At 60.6% G+C, this 17,377-nt stretch carries 11 protein-coding genes and 2 pseudogenes; 5 read left to right on the top strand and 8 right to left on the bottom strand.

The genetic code is table 11. The features are described 5' to 3' along the window. Positions 1-1,169: 1,169 nt before the first annotated feature. From RAD15_RS24635 to RAD15_RS24625, 3 genes are read left to right on the top strand one after another with little or no spacing between them, the layout of a single operon-like run. The gene (locus RAD15_RS24635) at positions 1,170-2,645 is read left to right on the top strand and encodes an acetyl-CoA carboxylase biotin carboxylase subunit (RefSeq protein ID WP_458180782.1); all 1,476 of its coding nucleotides are present in this window, start codon (positions 1,170-1,172) and stop codon (positions 2,643-2,645) included. 1 nt (position 2,646) lies between these two features. Continuing rightward, complete coding sequence (locus tag RAD15_RS24630) at positions 2,647-3,150, top strand: acetyl-CoA carboxylase biotin carboxyl carrier protein subunit (protein WP_458180781.1); 504 nt, start codon at positions 2,647-2,649, stop codon at positions 3,148-3,150. A 1-nt stretch (position 3,151) separates the two neighbouring features. Continuing rightward, complete coding sequence (locus RAD15_RS24625; RefSeq protein ID WP_458180780.1) at positions 3,152-4,759, top strand: acyl-CoA carboxylase subunit beta; 1,608 nt, start codon at positions 3,152-3,154, stop codon at positions 4,757-4,759. Between the two features lie 239 nt (positions 4,760-4,998). On the opposite strand, the gene RAD15_RS24620 is transcribed toward RAD15_RS24625, so the two are convergent. From RAD15_RS24620 to RAD15_RS24585, 8 genes and pseudogenes are all read right to left on the bottom strand, one after another. Next, positions 4,999-6,195, bottom strand: coding sequence for an acyl-CoA dehydrogenase family protein (locus RAD15_RS24620; protein WP_458180779.1), 1,197 nt, complete (start codon positions 6,193-6,195; stop codon positions 4,999-5,001). Between the two features lie 20 nt (positions 6,196-6,215). Then, a complete protein-coding gene (locus RAD15_RS24615) occupies positions 6,216-7,010 on the bottom strand; it encodes an ABC transporter ATP-binding protein (RefSeq protein ID WP_458180778.1) in 795 nt (264 codons plus the stop codon). Positions 7,011-7,076: 66 nt separating this feature from the next. Further along, positions 7,077-8,409, bottom strand: a pseudogene (locus RAD15_RS24610) (ABC transporter substrate-binding protein). A gap of 27 nt (positions 8,410-8,436) precedes the next feature. Then, complete coding sequence (locus RAD15_RS24605) at positions 8,437-9,483, bottom strand: branched-chain amino acid ABC transporter permease (RefSeq protein ID WP_458180777.1); 1,047 nt, start codon at positions 9,481-9,483, stop codon at positions 8,437-8,439. A gap of 3 nt (positions 9,484-9,486) precedes the next feature. Beyond that, complete coding sequence (locus RAD15_RS24600) at positions 9,487-10,377, bottom strand: branched-chain amino acid ABC transporter permease (RefSeq protein ID WP_458180775.1); 891 nt, start codon at positions 10,375-10,377, stop codon at positions 9,487-9,489. Next, positions 10,377-11,203 (bottom strand): annotated as a pseudogene (locus RAD15_RS24595) (ABC transporter ATP-binding protein). Before RAD15_RS24595 ends, RAD15_RS24600 begins: the two are co-directional and overlap by 1 nt. Before the next feature lie 116 nt (positions 11,204-11,319). Further along, positions 11,320-12,426, bottom strand: a complete 1,107-nt coding sequence (gene sfnG / locus RAD15_RS24590) for a dimethylsulfone monooxygenase SfnG (protein WP_375849153.1) — start codon at positions 12,424-12,426, stop codon at positions 11,320-11,322. A gap of 669 nt (positions 12,427-13,095) precedes the next feature. Beyond that, a complete protein-coding gene (locus RAD15_RS24585) occupies positions 13,096-13,296 on the bottom strand; it encodes a hypothetical protein (RefSeq protein WP_027544377.1) in 201 nt (66 codons plus the stop codon). A 1,503-nt stretch (positions 13,297-14,799) separates the two neighbouring features. On the opposite strand from RAD15_RS24585, the gene RAD15_RS24580 reads away from it, so the two are divergent. Next, the gene (locus tag RAD15_RS24580; protein ID WP_458180839.1) at positions 14,800-16,116 is read left to right on the top strand and encodes a lysine N(6)-hydroxylase/L-ornithine N(5)-oxygenase family protein; all 1,317 of its coding nucleotides are present in this window, start codon (positions 14,800-14,802) and stop codon (positions 16,114-16,116) included. Continuing rightward, entirely contained in the window at positions 16,113-17,366 is a 1,254-nt protein-coding gene (locus RAD15_RS24575; protein ID WP_458180774.1) for an MFS transporter, read from the top strand. The genes RAD15_RS24580 and RAD15_RS24575 overlap by 4 nt, the downstream gene beginning before the upstream one ends. Positions 17,367-17,377: the final 11 nt, after the last annotated feature.

Here is a 17,377-nt window from a genome sequence, read left to right as displayed (position 1 = left end):
AGCGCGAGGAGATTGGCCTGCGCCCTGTCCAGGCCTCGCTGTGATTCCCAGGCAGCATTTTGCCATTGAGGCGTATGGCGCGCCCCAAGACGCCTTCATTCGCCCGGCGCCTGCAAGGGCGCTCTCGCTCTACATATCCCATGAGCTCGCGGCAACGGCAAATGCGGACCGCCTCGAGCATTGGGCAGGTACTTTGTTCGGCACAGACCCTTCTGGCAGCGTGACGGTCTCGACCTATTCTCGCGAGCGGCTCTCAAGGGGCTTGAATCGCACGTAACGTGAGTTTGTATCATCATACGGGTAAGGCGTCGGACCACGTCCGACCGTCGGTCACTTCCTGGCGTATGATGAGAATAGTGAACCTCACAGACTCTCGAACCTGCATCGCGACACTCCGTTCTGATGCCCGTGCACTTCCCACACGGCCAAGGGGTCACCACGCGCGGACCGCCGGTCCAGCGGCCGCTCGGGTGAACCGGGCACCTGAAATCGGAGCGCGGCATTCTCGCATCGCGGCGGGGCTTGAACGCAAGCTCGCCCATCGGACGATTTCCGATGCGAGGACGCAACATCGGAAGCACGCCAACCGCTCGTGCAGCTGAGAGCGTCGTCGGCGTCTCTTACGCGCTGGTGTCGTTTCCAACAGCATGAACAATATCGTAGATCACACCGACAGAGGATAGCCATTGAACCACAAGCAGCGAACCACCGGGTCGTCGCGCCCCAGAGCGCATCGCTCTACGATTGTTCTTTTTGGCGTTGCGATGACGACAGCTTTGTGCTGCGGAAGTGCAGGTGCGCGAGATCGGCCGGTCCCAGCGGAGGCGCGACAGGCGTGCACACCGGATGCGTTTCGCCTCTGCGGCGCCCACATACCTGATGAGGACGCCGTCGCGGCCTGTCTCAAAGCCAATATCCACCGCTTGAGCGTGCAATGTCGCCAAATCATCTCAGTTCGGGATGCTGCCACAGGCAATGGCGGCCCGAGATGAGGTATGCGCGACAGCTGGTTTCGCTTGATCGTGTTCGTGCCGCGACATGTGTGCGTGCCGCCGCCTTAGACCGATCCGATCAACGATTGTGACACGTGACGCCGGGCTGACAGGACGATCGTCGCGTCCAGGCGCAACGTCTGTCGTCGGGCACACCAAGCAGCGGAAGGTACGGACATGCACGAACTGCCTTTTGATACGGTACTGATCGCCAATAGGGGGGAGATCGCCGTTCGTATCATCAAGACCCTTCGCAAGCTGGGGCTTCGTTCTGTGATCGTCTACCACGACATTGATGCCCGGACGCTTGCCGTCTCTATGGCGGATGCAGCCATCGCGATCGGAGGACGCACGCCGATTGCGGCCTATCTCGACATCCCGCAGATTATCGCCGCCGCCCGAAAAGCGAACGCTGGTGCACTGCATCCAGGTTATGGATTTCTGTCGGAGAACGCGGAGTTCGCCAGGGCCGTTACGAGTGCCGGCATCACGTTCATCGGACCTGCTCCCGAAAGCATCGAACTGATGGGCGACAAAATCCGGGCTCGGAACTTCGTACAGCGGCACGGGTTTCCAGTCGCTCCTTGCGCCATCGAGGAAGATGATCCAAGGACCTTTGTGCGCAGAGCCCGAGCCTTGGGCCCCCCTTTGGTCGTAAAGCCTTCCGCGGCCGGTGGCGGCAAGGGCATGCAGATTGTGCGCGAGATCGGCCTCCTGGAGGACGCAATTGCGCAGGCGCGCAGCGAGGCGCAGCGCTACTTCGGAGATGGGCGGCTTTATGTCGAACGATATATCGAACGCCCTCGCCATATCGAAGTCCAGGTGCTTGGCGATGCCTTCGGAAACATTATTCACCTGTTCGAGCGGGAGTGCTCGATCCAGCGTCGGTTTCAGAAGGTCATCGAAGAGGCGCCCGCGCCGGGGCTGTCGTCGGGGTTGCGTCAACGGATCTGCGATGCCGCCGTCGGCATCGCCCGGGCAGCCAACTATCGCAGTGCAGGCACTGTCGAATTCATCCTTGACGGAGAAGAGTTCCATTTTCTGGAAATGAATACGCGTTTGCAAGTTGAGCATCCCGTGACCGAGATGATCACCGGCGTCGATCTTGTTGCCGAACAGATCCACATCGCCGCGCGCCGCCCACTGAGATTGGCGCAGTCCGACATTGTGCCGAGCGGACATGCGATCGAAGCCAGGTTGTGTGCCGAAGCGCCGGAGCGCGGATACGCTCCAACAACAGGTAAGGTCCTTGTGCTCGAATATCCCAACGGCGACGGTATACGTATCGACAGTGGCCTTTCGCAAGGTCAGAAGATCACGACAGCATTCGACCCCCTGCTCGCCAAGATCATCGTGCATTCCCCATCCCGTATCGAGACTGCGCAAAAGGCGCATCGCGCGATGCGGGACTTGGTGCTTCTCGGTTGCGTAACCAACGGAAGCTTCCTTGCCCGAATCCTCGCGGACGACGGATTTCTGCATGGACACATTCACACGGGTTATCTTGAGGAACATCCGCATATCGCCGCAGGCGACCCCCGGGCCGACTTATCGGCCTTCCTGGTAGCAGGCGCCCTCCTGACCGGACCGGTCCGCGAATCGGCAGATGCCGTGTCTGACCTTCACACGGCGCTGGGCAGTTGGAGAAACTAACGTGAATCACTCTTTTGAGGTCGATGGCGTCGAATATCAGCTATGGCTGTCACGATGCCGAGAGGACTACCGTCTCTGCTTGCATGACAGGGTGATTGCCCCCGTCGCGTTCTCCCATCGCGGTGACGGCTGCGGTGTTGTTGTTATTGCGAGTGAAAGCCAGCCCGTCAGGTTCGCCATTGATGGCGAAACCATTCACGTGCACATGAGTGGCGAAACGCGCAGTTTGCATTACCGCGACCCATTGCGAACGCTTGCCACGTCGAAGCAGGAGATAAGCCAAGCCGTCGCTCGCGCGCCAATGCCGGGCGTCGTCATTGTCGCCCGAGTTTCGCCTGGTCAGGCCGTTTTTGCCGGGACGGCCCTGATGACGATCGAGAGCATGAAGTTGGAGACCGTCATACGTTCGCCGCAAGATGGCACTGTCGAGCGAATTCACTTCAAGGAGGGCGAGAGCTTTGAACAGGATGCTGTACTGGTTACGCTCCTAGAGGAGCGGACCTGAAATGCAGCAGCTCTCGTCTCTGGTGGATGTCAATTCGGAAGACTATCGGCTCAACGAAGTTCATAACAGGCGACTTGCAAAAGAATTGGAGGAGCGCCAGCATGCCGCCCGCTTCGCGCGTCCGGTACGGGATCTTGAGCGTCTCAAGCGGCAAAACAAGCTGTTTGTGCGTGATCGGATCGAGGCTTTGCTTGACCCAGAAACCCCGTTCCTCGAGCTTTCGACGCTGGCGGCTAACAAAGCCTATGATAGCGAGGTGCCCGGCGCCGCTCAGGTCGCTGGAATCGGCATTGTCGCGGGTCGAGAGGTCGTCATCCACGCAGATGACGCTAGCGTCAAGGGCGGGGCGTGGTATCCGCTATCGGTCAAGAAGATCGTGCGGGCCTTGGACATCGCGATCGAGAATCGCCTGCCGGTCGTTCATTTGTGCGACTGTGCCGGCGGCTTCTTGCCCTTACAGGCGGAGTTCTTTGCCGATCGCTATCATGCGGGTCGAATCCTTCGCAATCAGTCCATTCTTTCAAAGATGGGAGTACCGCAGGTCGGTATAGCCATGGGCCATTGCAGCGCCGGCGGCGCATACGTCCCGGCGCTTAGCGACTACAACATCATTGTTGAGGGCACGGGAGCGATCTTTCTGGGCGGTCCTCCGGTCGTCAAAGCTGCCACCGGCGCAGAGATTTCTGCCGAAGAACTCGGCGGCGCTCACTTGCATACCAGCGTATCGGGGACGAGCGACTATCTTGCGAGTTCGGAGCTGCATGCGATTGCAATTGCCCGAGATATCGTCGCTCGCTTCAGTGATCCTGTAAAAGCCCTGATCAACCGGGCCGCTCCGGAGCCGCCCGCCTATAGTGCATCCGAACTGTACGGTATTCTTCCGAGGGATCCTCGGACGCAATTCGACATGCGGGAGATCATTGCCCGTCTGGTTGATGGCAGCCGGTTCCACGAATATAAGTCACGTTATGGCGAGACTCTTGTGTGCGGCTTCGCGCGTCTGCATGGCTATCAGGTTGGTATTCTCGCAAACAACGGTGTGCTCTTGAGCGAAAGCGCACTGAAAGGCGCTCACTTCATCCAATTGTGCGACAAGTCTCGAACGCCTCTGCTCTTTTTGCAGAATACGACCGGCTTTATGGTGGGCCGCGACTACGAACGGCGTGGCATAACCAAGGACGGCGCCAAGCTGATCATGGCTGTCTCCGGGGCATCGGTGCCAAAATTCACAATCGTCTGTAACGCCTCCCACGGAGCTGGAACCTACGCTATGGCGGGACGGGCTTTCGATCCGCGTTTTGTGTTCACCTGGCCGCAGTCTCAGATTTCGGCGATGGGCGCCGAGCAGGCAGCGGGCGTGCTCACGCATGTCAAGGCAAGACAGCTGGCCCGTCACGATGGGCACCTCTCCACGGAGGAGTTGACAGCCATTCGCCAGCCGATCCTGGAAGAATATCGGGAGCGGTCGAGCGCGTACTATGCGACATCCGAGTTATGGGATGACGGCATCCTTGATCCCATCGATACCAGAAACGCGCTTGCAATCGTTCTGAGTGCCTCGCTCAACAGCCCAATCACCTCGCCGCATTACGGCGTACTCCGAATGTGACGTCCTGCCGATTTGGATAGGTTGCGAGCACGAGAGAAGACTCGCAAAGGCGCCGCGCCCCGATGAAATTGCTGAAGCGCCTCTGCCGTGAGTAGGTCAAGAAAGCGGTCGCCGTCGGTGCATCTGCTGGTGGCGTGACGGTGATCACCGATTCGGTTACCGCGTTCTCCCTGAAAATCCCGCTCATTGCACGAGATGTTCATTCCGCCGATCGGCAGATCAAGCTCGCGGATTTCGATCTATTCGCCCCCCTCGTAGAACAGCTCGAGGGGCAGGCCGACCAGCGATTTGCCGATCCAGTCCCGGGCAATGATGTTCGAGGGTCCCATCGCGATGGCTGCGCGCGCGTCGCGGAACGCGCGCTCGATCGGCCCACGGTGATAGCCGTAGCCGCCTGTCACTGTCAGTGCCGTCGCAGCGACTTTGTTCGCGACTTCGGCGGCATGGACCTTGAACTCGGTCAGCGGGATCAGGATTTCGCTCTGTGGCTTGCCAGCACGCCACAGCGCGTCAAGCCTTGCGGCCAGTTCGAGACGCCACGGCCGCAGCGTCTCGACTAGCACCTTGGCCGCACCGAGCTCCTGACGAATGGCTTGGTAGTCCGAGAGACTCTTGTTCCGGTCCTTATGCACGAAGCTCGTGGTGTGCGCGACCGCCGCGCTCAAGGCGCCGCGGGCCACCCCCTCCCAGACCGCGCCGAGCCCGATCAGATAGACCGGTGATACGCCGTTATAGATGATTTCCTTGCCCTGCCCTTCGGCGCCGAGCCGATCCCGTCGCGGTACCCGCACGTTCGTGTAGCGGATGGGGCCCGAGTGATTGCCACGCACGCCGAGGGCATCCCAAGGCTTCGCTTCTATACCCGGAGACTTGCCGTCAACAATGAAGAAGACGATATCGGCCTGGTCCTTGGCGCCGGGCGTGCGCGTCTGCATCACATAGAAGTCGGCCTGACCGGAACTCGTTGTGAAGGATTTCTCGGCATTGACCCGATAGTCCTCACCATCACGCGAGGCCTCAGACAAATTATACCACCAGTGTCCGCCGGTGGCGCGTTCACTGGTCGAATAGGTGCCAAGCAGGCCGCCATTGCGGGTCTTGAGCCAGCGCTCCTTCTGATCATCGCTGCCAAACAGATTGATGGTCTGCGCCGCACCGACATGCATGATATAGACGAGGCCGGTCGACGCGTCGGCTTGACCGATGCGGTAAGCGGCTTCCGCAAAATCGACATGACCAAGCCCAAGTCCGCCAAACCGCGGCTCGGTCAGCACGCCGGTCCAACCAGCCTCCGCCAACGCCGTTAGATTCTCCCTGGGAAAGCGGCTTTCCAGATCATTACGATCGGCGTTGGCCTTTACGGTCGCATTGATCGCGGCATCCAGCCGGGAATAGACGTCCTGATCGATCTTGCGCGCCAGATTTTCGTTGGCCATGTCCTTGTCCCCTGTGTTGATCAATGTCCAGCAATGGCGCTGATGAGCGGTTTCCCGCCGACATCCGTTTGCTGTGACCGGCCGAGGTAAAGTGCCTTGATGTCATCGCGGTTGCGCAACGCGACGGATGCGCCGGACAGCACGCTGCGGCCGTTCTCAAGGACGACCGCATGATCGGAAAAGCGCAGCGCGACCGTCGAATTCTGTTCCGCGACGAGGATCGAGAGACCCTGCTCGCGGTTGAGCTGCTTCAGCGCATGGAAAATGCCTTCGACCACGAGTGGCGCGAGCCCCATCGACGGCTCGTCGAGCACCAGCAATCGCGGCCGCGACATCAGCGCGCGGCCGATCGCGGTCATCTGCTGCTCGCCACCCGAGGTGAGCCCGGAGATTGTCTTGCGATGGTCCTTCAACCGCGGAAAGAGCTTGTAGATGTCGTCGAGACCGGCGCGGATCTCGCGAGATTTTGCGTCGCGGCCGATCGCGCCAGTGATCAGATTCTCTTCCACCGTTAGCGATGGGAAGCAATGCCGGCCTTCAAGGACCGGAACAATTCCGGCGCGGACCAGCTTCGCAGGCGATGCGGATGCAATGTCGCGACCCTGAAAAACAATGCGTCCGGCGGCCACCTGGCCCCGCCGCGCCGGCAGCAGCGCCGAGACTGCCTGCAGCGTCGTCGACTTGCCGGCGCCATTTGCGCCGAGCACGGCAACGATCTCGCCGGGCCGAACCGCGAACGATACGTCATTCACGGCACGAATGGCGCGATTGTAGGTTGCGGCCAATCGCTCGACTGAAAGCAGAACGTCACTCATGCCTGACCCATTGATCTGAACCTGCGGGAGCCTCTGCTCCCGTAGGTATTGAGCGTCGCGTTTACGCTACTGGCCCACCGGATCGTCACCGGAGGTACGGATCTTGATGGCGTGCTCCTTCGCATAGGCCGTCGACGATTTCTCGATGATCGGGCGGAGGAACGCCCAGTCCGGCGCGATCCAGTCCGAGACGACCTTCCACTTGCTACCGTCCCACTGCTGGAAGGTGACCCGGCCGTCGCCTTCATGATTGTCCCAGGTGACGTTGATCGAGTGGAACAGGCCCTTGGCGCCCAACGCCTCCACCCGTGCCGGATCGAGTTGCAGGTGCTCAAAGCCCCAACGGACCTCGTCGCCGTTCAAGGTACGCTTACCGAACTTTGCCTGCGCAATCCGGACCGCTTCGACGTTGAGGATTCCGTTTACGATCCCAAGGTTGTGATAGACACTGCCGATCCGCTTCTTATCGTCGAGATTGCCCTTGTTCGCGCCATAGACGGTCTTGATCACCTCCTGCAGCACCGGATATTCGGCGCCAGAGGCCTGGGTCGTGATTGCAATGTAACCCTTGGCCGCATCGCCGGCGGGGATGACGTCCTCCTCGGAATTGGACCATACATTGCCGATGATGTGGTCAGCGGGGAAGCCGACCTTCTGCGCGGTTTTCAGGGCCACCGGGTTCATCACGCCCCAGCCGCGCAGCACCACATAATCCGGCTTCGCCCGACGGATCGAGAGCCATTGCGATTGCTGCTCATTGCCGGGATGCGGCACCTCGATCTGCTCGAGGCCAAACCCGTATTTGTCCGCCAGCAGCTTGTAGATCGGAATCGTCTCCTTGCCGTAGGGCGAACCATGATAGAGCACGGCAATCTTCTTGCCCTTCAGCTGGTCCGGACCGCCCTCCCTTGAGGCAATGTAGTTCACGATGCCGGAGGTCTCGCTGTAGGGATTGAGCAGCAGCGGAAACACGTAAGGGAATATACGGCCATCGGTCGAATCGGTACGACCGTGATTGATGGTGATCAGCGGCACCTTGTCCTTGGTGATGCGGTCGATCATGGCATAGGCAATGCCGACCGACAGCGGATTCCAGGCTGCGATTCCTGGGCGGCTCTTCAGCCGCTCATGGACTTCGATGCCACGCTCGACCTCGTACTGGGTCTCGCCTTCATCCCAGGTCAGCTTCACGCCGTTGACGCCACCATTCCCGGGTGTTGACCAGATTGAGATAGTCGATGAAGCCCCCGAAGAACCCGGTGCCGCCCGCGGCATAGGGGCCAACGCGATAGCTCTGGAGCGGGAAAAACTGTTCGTCGGCGTGCGCCGCCAACGTACCGGTTAGACCGACGACGAGCGCCGCGCCCACCGTCACCTTCAAACGTCTCAACATGTTCATTGCAAGCTCCTTTTGATGAAGTCCATCTCAACTCGGGATCGCTGGGCGATTCGCGGGCCGAACGGCGGACCAGGCACGGTCCCACAGGGCGATCAACCCGCGGGGCTCAGCGATCAGAAACACAATGATGAGCGCGCCGATGATGATACGCTGGCTCATCTCCAGCACACCGGAATCGAACACGCTGCCGAACAAGGCGGCGCCGATCCGCGACAGCAAAAGCGGGAACACGACGATGAAGGCCGCGCCGGCGAAAGAGCCGCGCAGCGAGGCCAAGCCGCCGATGATGATGATGAACAGGATCTGGAACGAGCGATCGAGATTGAAGCCGGCCGGCTCGACCGTGCGCAAATACGCAAACGCCCAGAGCACGCCGGCGACGCCGATGAGGAAGGACGAGGTCGCGAAGGCGAGCAGCTTGGTGCGCAGCAGCGGCACGCCGATCACCTTTGCCGCGATCTCGTGGTCGCGCACCGCGACGAAGTTGCGGCCGGACTGGGAGCGTACAAGTCGCAGGGTCAACAGCGTCAAGACGACCACGATCGTCAGCGAGAAGACGTAGCGTTCGGCGGCGCTGGTAAACGTGATGCTGCCAATCTTGAGAACCGCCGCGTCGATCACCCCGGACGGATTGTCGTTGGAGAACCAGCCGAACTTGGTGAGCGCCCACTGCACGAAGAATTGCGCGGCGAGCGTCGATACCGCGAGATAGAAGCCACGCAGCCGCAGGCTCGGCAGCCCGAAAAGGATGCCGATTGCCGCCGCAATGCCGCCGGCCAGCACCAGATCGACGAGCAGCGGCAAGGCCGGGACGCGAAGATGGAGGTTGTAGGCGGCATACGCGCCGACAGCGAGGAAGGCCGCCGAACCAAGCGAAACCTGCCCCGCATAGCCGGTGAGGACGTTGAGCCCGACCGCGGCAAGCGCCAGCGCCAGGAACGGCGTGAGCACGGCATCCAGCACATAGTCCGATCCCGCAAGCGGAACGACGCCGTAGGCGGCCAAGATCGCGATGCCGATCCACAGCGTCTTGGCCGAAGGCCAGCGCAGTCTGGCGGGTGTAAGAGCGGTCATAGCCTACACCCTTTCCACCAGCTTCTGGCCGAACAGGCCAGATGGCCGGATCAGCAAGAGTGCGAGTGCCACGACATAGGCCGCCCACGCCTCGATGCCGCCGCCAAAGAACGGCCCGACATAGACCTCTGCCAGTTTTTCGATGGCGCCGACCAGGAGACCGCCGACGATTGCACCGGCGATCGAATCGAACCCGCCGAGCACCAGCACTGGCAGCGCTTTCAACACGACGAGCGACAGCGAGAACTGCACGCCGAGCCGTGCGCCCCACATGAGGCCGCCGACGAGAGCAACGATTCCGGCCACCGTCCAGACCGCGGCCCACACCCGCGGCAGCCGCAGGCCCACCGCAAGGGCGGCAAATTGATCATCGGCTACGGCACGAAACGACAGCCCGGTGCGGGTATAGCGAAAGAACAGCGCAAACAGCGCAACCAGGCTGCCCGCGACGGCCGCCGCAAACAGGTCGAACTGACTGATCAGCACGCCCGCCACTTCGAACGGCGTGTCGCTGATGCCGATGTCGAGACCATGCACCTGCGTGCCCCACAGAAGCTGCGCAGCGCCCTCGATCACGTAGGAGAGTCCGAGCGTCGCCATGAACAACGTAATCGGTGGCTGGTTGACCAGTGGCCGCAGCACCGCCCGCTCAATGACGATGCCTAACACGATCATGATCGCCAGCGTTGCCGCCAGCGCCGCGGCAAACGGTGTACCTCGCTCGACCAGGCTAACGAAGGTCAGCGCCGCAAACAGCAGCATCGCGCCTTGCGCGAAGTTGAGCACGCCGGAGGTCTTGTAGATCAGCACGAACCCGATCGCCACCAGCGAGTACATCACCCCCGAAAGCAGGCCGCCAATCAGAACCTCGATCAGAAATTGATAATCGAACATCAGATCGCAAGCTCCGTATCGTCCTCATGCGCGACGCCGAGATAGGCATCGATCACTGCTGGGTCGGCACGGACCTGGTCGGGCGTGCCGTCGGCGATCTTTCGTCCGTAATCGAGCACGGCCACGCGGTCGGACAGCCCCATCACGACGCCGATGTCGTGCTCGATCAGGACGATGGTGGCGTCGAAGCTGTCGCGGGCGTTGCGCACATGCTGCGACAACTCCTGTTTCTCCGTGACCGTCACGCCGGCGAATGGCTCGTCCAGCAACAGGGCTTCGGTCGGGCAACCAGTGCCCGCGCCAGTTCGACCCGCTTCTGGAGCCCGTAAGGCAGCGTTCCGGCCATGCGATCTTGAACCTCGGAGAGGTGCAGGAAAGAGATCACCTCTTCCGCAGCCGCGCGATTCTCTGCCTCGATCCGCCGCGCCAATGGTGAGCCGACGATCTGCCGCAGAAAGCCGGCGCGCACGCGATGCGCCAGCCCCATCAGCACATTGTCGAAAGCGGAAAGCCCCTTGAACAGGGCAAGGTTCTGAAACGTCCGGGCCACGCCATGCGCGGCAAGCTTCGACGTCGGCACTTCGCGAAATGAGCGATCGCCGAACCACACCTCGCCCTGATCGGGTCGATAAACCCCGCTGACGATGTTGAGCAGCGAGCTCTTACCGGCGCCGTTCGGCCCGATCACCGCCCGGATTTCGCCCTCGGCGACGTGCAGATCGACATCGCGAAGCGCCGCGACCCCGCCGAATGTCAACGAAATATTCGCAAGTCCGAGGACCGGCCGCGCGAGCGTTTGGCCGGCCGGCTCGGTGCGGCTCGGTATCGCCTCACCCCGTTCTGCACTCGACCCACGCACGTCTCCATCCGGAGGCAGCTCCTCCAGCCGAAGTACGCCGGCTCCTGTCGCAATCCCCGCCACCTGGCTGCCTTTCCTTGCGCCTATTCAGCAGCCTGAACGTGTGCGGGCACTCTCGCCTCGAGCTCGCGGACCAGCGGGATCACATGCTTGCCGAAATATTCGACCTCTTCCTGGAAATGCAGGAACCCCAGCAGAATCAGATCAGCGCCCGCGCGTTTGAGCTCGATGATGCGTTCGGCGACCTGCTGCGGCGTGCCGATCAGATTCGAGCGGAAGCCGTCGTTGTACTGGACGAGATCCTGGAAGGTGGATTTGGCCCAATTGCCCTCACGCTCGGGGCTGGCATTGCCGGCATTCTGGACCTCATGGTGGAAGCCACGCACGGCATCCGGGATCGCTTTGTCGAGAATTTCCTGCAGGACGTCCCTGGCTTCCTTTTCGGTTTGCCGGACGATGCCGAACGCGTTGATGCCGATCTTGGTTCGCCAGTTCTTGCCGAACGCCTTTTCCTTGCTTCTGATGTCGTCGACTTGCGTCTTCAGACCGTCTGGGGTGTTACCGTTGGTGAAATACCAGTCGGAGACGCGGGCGGCCATGTCGCGGGCAGCGCGCGAGGAACCGCCCTGGAAAATCTCCGGCAGCGGGTCGAGCGGCTTCGGCTTCACGGAGTAGTCGCGAAATCGGTAGAAGTCGCCGTTGATGGTGAAGCTCTCCTCGTTCCAGATCCCACGCAGCGCGTTGATGAACTCTTCCGAGCGGCGGTAGCGCTCGTCATGATCCAGCCAGGGTTCGCCGATCGCATGGAATTCACCGCGGAACCAGCCCGAGACGATATTGACCGCGACCCGGGCATTGGTCAGGTGGCTGATCGTCGCAATCTGCTTTGCGGCCAGCGCCGGATTCCATGGGCCGGGAAGGATGGCGGCGATGACGTTGAGCTTTTCGGTGGCTGCGAGAAGTGCGTGCGAGAAGCTGACGGATTCGTGCTGCTTGTCGGCACCATAGCCTGCGGTGAAGCGGATCTGGCTCAACGCGTAGTCGAAGCCGGCCTTCTCGGCGATCTGGGCCAGTTTGCGATTGTAATCGACTTCCCAACTGGTGCGCTGTTCGATCGAGGAAATGACGAGGCCGCCCGACACGTTCGGCACCCAATAGGCGAATTTGATGGCATTGCTGTTCGTGGTCATGCTGTCACCTCACGTGATTGGCTTGTGATCGGCGAACGGCGGGTTAAAGCAGGCAGCACAGTGCATTCACGCCGCTCGGGACAAGCGAGTGCATACCCAATTCAATCCGACGCTAAGCTAGAAGTCGTAGAATTCTTGGCGATCTGCGGTGCAGGTGCCATTGACGCAGGATGGCCTCATCAACAGAGCGGCGCGCCCACCATAAGACGCGAAGTCCTCCGCGTGGCGGAACGTTCGGCCTCCTCGACGAGATCATTGCAAACCATCAGCGCTTCCCTCTCTCAAGCACCATTGATTGACGGTCGATAGTCCCAGAGAACCCATGAGCGCGCGAGTCTAAGACCAACTCTTTTTTGAGGTATCCGAGAAACTCATTTTTTTAGATTCGCAACAAGCGGCTTGTTTGTTGCTCCACGACCAAGACTCGCGTCGCACAATCACCGATGCCGACATTCCCTGGTCGCGACCGTCTGAAGCGGACGACTCCCGCGTTGGGAGCGCAACCATTCATCTTCAAGCGGTCAGCGTTGCCTCCAACCGTTTTGCGGTGCCTTCACCTGGCCCTGACCCGCGCGGACGGCCGACGCCGCGCCCCTCAGCCGTGGGAGCGCGATCGCTCAACGGTCCCACCGCTCCCACACAAGCTGAAACGTCTGTCTGCCTTGGGCTTTATGGCGCTTGATTGCCGGCGCCGCGGCGTTGCTCGACAAGTGCCCTCGCCGCGCGTTCCGCAGCGCGGGCGGAGCCGAAATGACCGCCGTCGAGGCTGTCAAAGACCCGCTCCGATGAGAAGAAGCGATAGCCGCGTCCGTCGCTGACGACGATACCAGCGGTTCGATCGAATACTTCGATGACATAGGCTTGGGACATGTCTGCTCGATCGCCGGCCTCTGGCGCTCCTGCCTGATTGTTGATCAATTCGGTTTTGTTGGTACAATCAACTACAGACGCCGGTCGCAGCCGAGACGGCGCGATGTGGCATGCGGCTTCGCATGTCGAACATCAACCTTCCGTCGCATTGCGGCGACCCTGAGCCGCACGATCTGCTGCTGACGACTATCCGGCAGAACAGCACGATGGTCAATGAAATGGCTATCCAAAGTTGATGAATTGGCGCGGTGCCGCATTCATCTCAGACTAGAAATGAGCAAAGTTCTAGCGACGCCGGCTGCAGAAGGTCGTTGCGGCGCGACGCCTCCTGACCGACGCTGGCTCAACGCGCGGCCCCCAAGCCCCGCATTTGCACTCGGGCACATAGATCATTACGCGTCTCCAAACCTGCAAGCATCGACACTATGTTGCTGAAATGAATTGTCCTGTCTCGCGTTTTTCGAGAGAATTGCTTTTCTGCCAGTCTAAGCGCCCTCACACGCACAAGATTGAATTGGTTCCCGTCGAGACCGACGGTGACGCCGCAACGTTTCGTCCGTTCGACCGAAATCGGCCCACAGTGTCGACGAGGTCATCACCGTGACGACGACGTCGCCCGCGACGGTATGTGACTTCGATCGACCGCTGGCGCCGGATTGCGGCGCGGCCCGCGCAAAGCAGTGACGTGTCCGTCATGAGCTCGTGTGCTTCATCCCGATCGTGCCGTTGCACGACGCTCCCGGATCGGGACAACATCGTCTCCCGGCCGCCCGGCAAATATCTGCCGGCGGCAACGCGCCACCCCATCGCGCAAACAGCCGTCGTGAATCATTTGGATGCGTACCTCCCTGCCGACGCGGGGCAGATCGGCAAGCTGTCCATGGTGGCGAGCATTGATTCGGCGCGAACGCATCCCGCACAACGGGCAGTTGGCCGCCGCCATCTCCGAACGCGCTGTCAGAATTATCTGCGTCGGTCGACTGGCTTAGGCTGTCAAACGCAAACCCACGAGGCACAAGTGACGAAGCTCGGAAGCCAGTTCGCATGGCGTTGATACCTATGGAGAACCCGAGGTCGCCGGCGACACTCGTCGGAGTCGCACAAGGCCTCCGCGCTCCAATGCCGATATGTGTATGATGTGCTCACCTCGGTTGGCTAAACCCCGTTCGCCCGGCCGTCCTCACACAGCTCGTCCATCACGAAATTGCGCAAAGAGTCCTTCCGCGTGCGGGCGCCGGTGGATGCTGACAGATCCATACAAAATCACGCGCTTGCCCGAGCTGGGCCGGCGACACCAGATGACGATGGCTGCTGCCGCCGGCTTCACGGCGCGGCTTTGTTGCAGCCACTCTACTCACGGCAGAATGGCATGCGGTCCAGCGGGATCATCTGAAGGCGCTTGTATCGCACGTGACGTCAGGTTGTAGGCTGCCAATTCGAGTAGGCGACTTCCTTCGTCCTCCGGATAGGTTTTACACGAGCGTGACAGAGGCCTCTGTGGATATGCTTGATGTCATCGGCATCGGGATCGGCCCATTCAACCTCAGCCTGGCGGCACTGATTGAACCTACCCCGCTACGCGCGCTCTTTTTAGAGAAACGCGAGGGATTTTGTTGGCATCCGGGACTGGCGCTGCCGAACAGCAGGCTACAAGTGTCGCCACTTAAGGATTGCGTGACCCTGGTAGACCCTACCAGCCCCTATTCTTTCCTCAACTACCTTGCACTGCACGGGCGGCTCTACAGCTTCGTCAACAGACGCGACGCCTCAACCTCGCGGCGGGAATTTACCGACTATTACCAGTGGGTCGCACGACGGCTCAAGACGCTCCGCTTTGGCGAAGAGGTGGTCGACGTAGCGCCCTTCAGGGACGGCTACCGCGTCAACACGAGCACAACCACATACCTCGCGCGCGCTGTGGTGATAGGAATTGGCGTAGAGCCGAAGATTCCCGCGTGTGCTAGGCCCCTGATCGGCAACGCCGTCTATCATGCGGCCGAGTATCTCGAGCGCGATCCACCTGACGTCGGCGAGCATGTGCTCGTGGTGGGAGGTGGTCAGAGCGGTGCTGAGATTGTTGAGCACATGCTTAGTCGTCCCGTAGCGGCCCGGATTACGTGGGTGACGTCGCGGACAAACCTGTTTGCAATGGACGACAACAGTTTCGTTAACGAGGCTTACATGCCGGGGTACAGCCGGCGTTTTCACGCTCTCCCGCTCCAGCAACGTCGTGCCATCGTGGAGCAAGAGAAGCTGACAAGCGACGGCATTTCCGTCGAGTTGTGCAATCGCCTCTATGACCTGTTGTACGAACGCGGCGTTGAGGGCACGCTGGACGACAGTTTTCGTTTGTTGTCCAACGTTGTCCTAACGGACATCACGTCCCACAACAAACGTTGGCAAGTCGATCTGAGTGAGATCGCGGCGCAGCGAAATCACAGCATCCTGGTTGATCGCATAGTGCTCGCCACAGGCTTCCAGCCGCGCACCCCGCCCTTTTTGCAAACGCTCCTCCGGGGCGCGCGTATGGAGGATAGCCTGCCTGTCGTCGGCCCGGACTACGCGGTCCGGTTCGATCAACACATGCCAGGGCCGGTATATCTGCAGAACCAAAGCCGCCTGCAGCATGGGCTGCAGAGCGTCAATTTATCACTGGTCGCATACCGCAGCAGCCTCATTATCAATAGCCTGCTCGGACAACCGTTCTATCTCGATACGTCAGATCGGCAGATCCTGGACGGTCATGACACATCAGACATGCCCGAACCATGTAGTCGAGATGCGATGCCGTCCACGCAACCCATGGCCGCAATCACATGAGCCGAGCGTCGTTCTCCCCCGTACACGGCCGTCGTGTTGATGCGTCCGCTGTAGCTGCGGACGAGCTATCTGTCAGGCTACATCACCGCGCCTTTGGACCATTTCTGGTCGCATCGATTGTTATTGCAGCAGCTTACGGCACGAGCTTCCTATTGCCGGACTACATGCAGGCGCTCGGTAAGAGCAGTGAAACCGCAGGCTTTCTGATCTCCAGCGCCATGGTTGTGACGATCGTGTGCTGCTGCTCGGCAGGCTGGGTCGCGCAGCGCATCGGCATTATGCCGACGGTGGCCGCCGCCTCGATCACCATGGCGCTAGCCATGCTGCTCGTTGCCGGCGCAGTCCTCGACGAGCGAGCAGCTTATGCTGGCAGTATGCTGATGGGCGCGGGATGGTCGGTGTCCTTCATCTTGTCGCCGCTGCAGATCATTCGCCATCTCCGGCCCACCGCACGTATCCAATATTTAACCATTTTGTCCGGCTCACAAATGGCCGGGCTCGGTCTAGCCGCTCCACTCGGTCACTTCTTGGCAAACGTCACCGGCTCTTTGGCCATGGTCTATGTCCTGTTCGCGATAGCATGCGTCATCGCGACGATCTGCGTAGAAGTCGCACGACGTGCCATGTTGGACCTGTCCGCAGTGCCGATGCCGCATATCGAACTCACGGTAACTGAGACCGTAGCGCTCGTTCGAAAATCCACAGCTGCCCCCATCGCCATGATTGCGGTTGCTGCCTGCACTTTCTCGGGACTGTCGACGTATCAGAGTGCCTATGCCGCATCCCGTCACCTGAATTCCGACTTGTTCTTTTTGATATTTACCGCGTCCAGCGTGGCGCTACGCTTCTCTCTCGCCCACGTGATGGGCCGCCTGCCCGTACACCGACTTGCGCTCATGCTCTTCGCAGCTACTGGTGCGTCACTGGTACTATTCGTTGTCAACACCGGCAGCACCGCGCTCTATATCGTGGCCACGGCAATCTTCGCGACAGGCTATGGGCTCACCTACTCCACCCTGAACGGAATGGCCGTCAATCTTGCTGGCGACCACGGCGTGTCCGTGCCGGTCACCTCACAAATCTTCACGCTGGCATATTTCCTCGGATTGTTCGGCTTTCCGTTGGCCGGCGGGCAGTTGATCCGCGGATTTGGTCCCGACGTGATGTTGCTGACGCTATTGGGCGCGACGGCCTTGAATGCGCTGCTGGTAGCTGCGCTTCGAGTGAAGGCTACAACTGGTTACCTGTAATTTTGAGAAAG

This window comes from Bradyrhizobium sp. 14AA, from assembly GCF_054185205.1.
The sequence above is the reverse complement of the archived record's forward strand: the minus strand, read 5'-3'. Positions and strand labels throughout refer to the sequence as shown.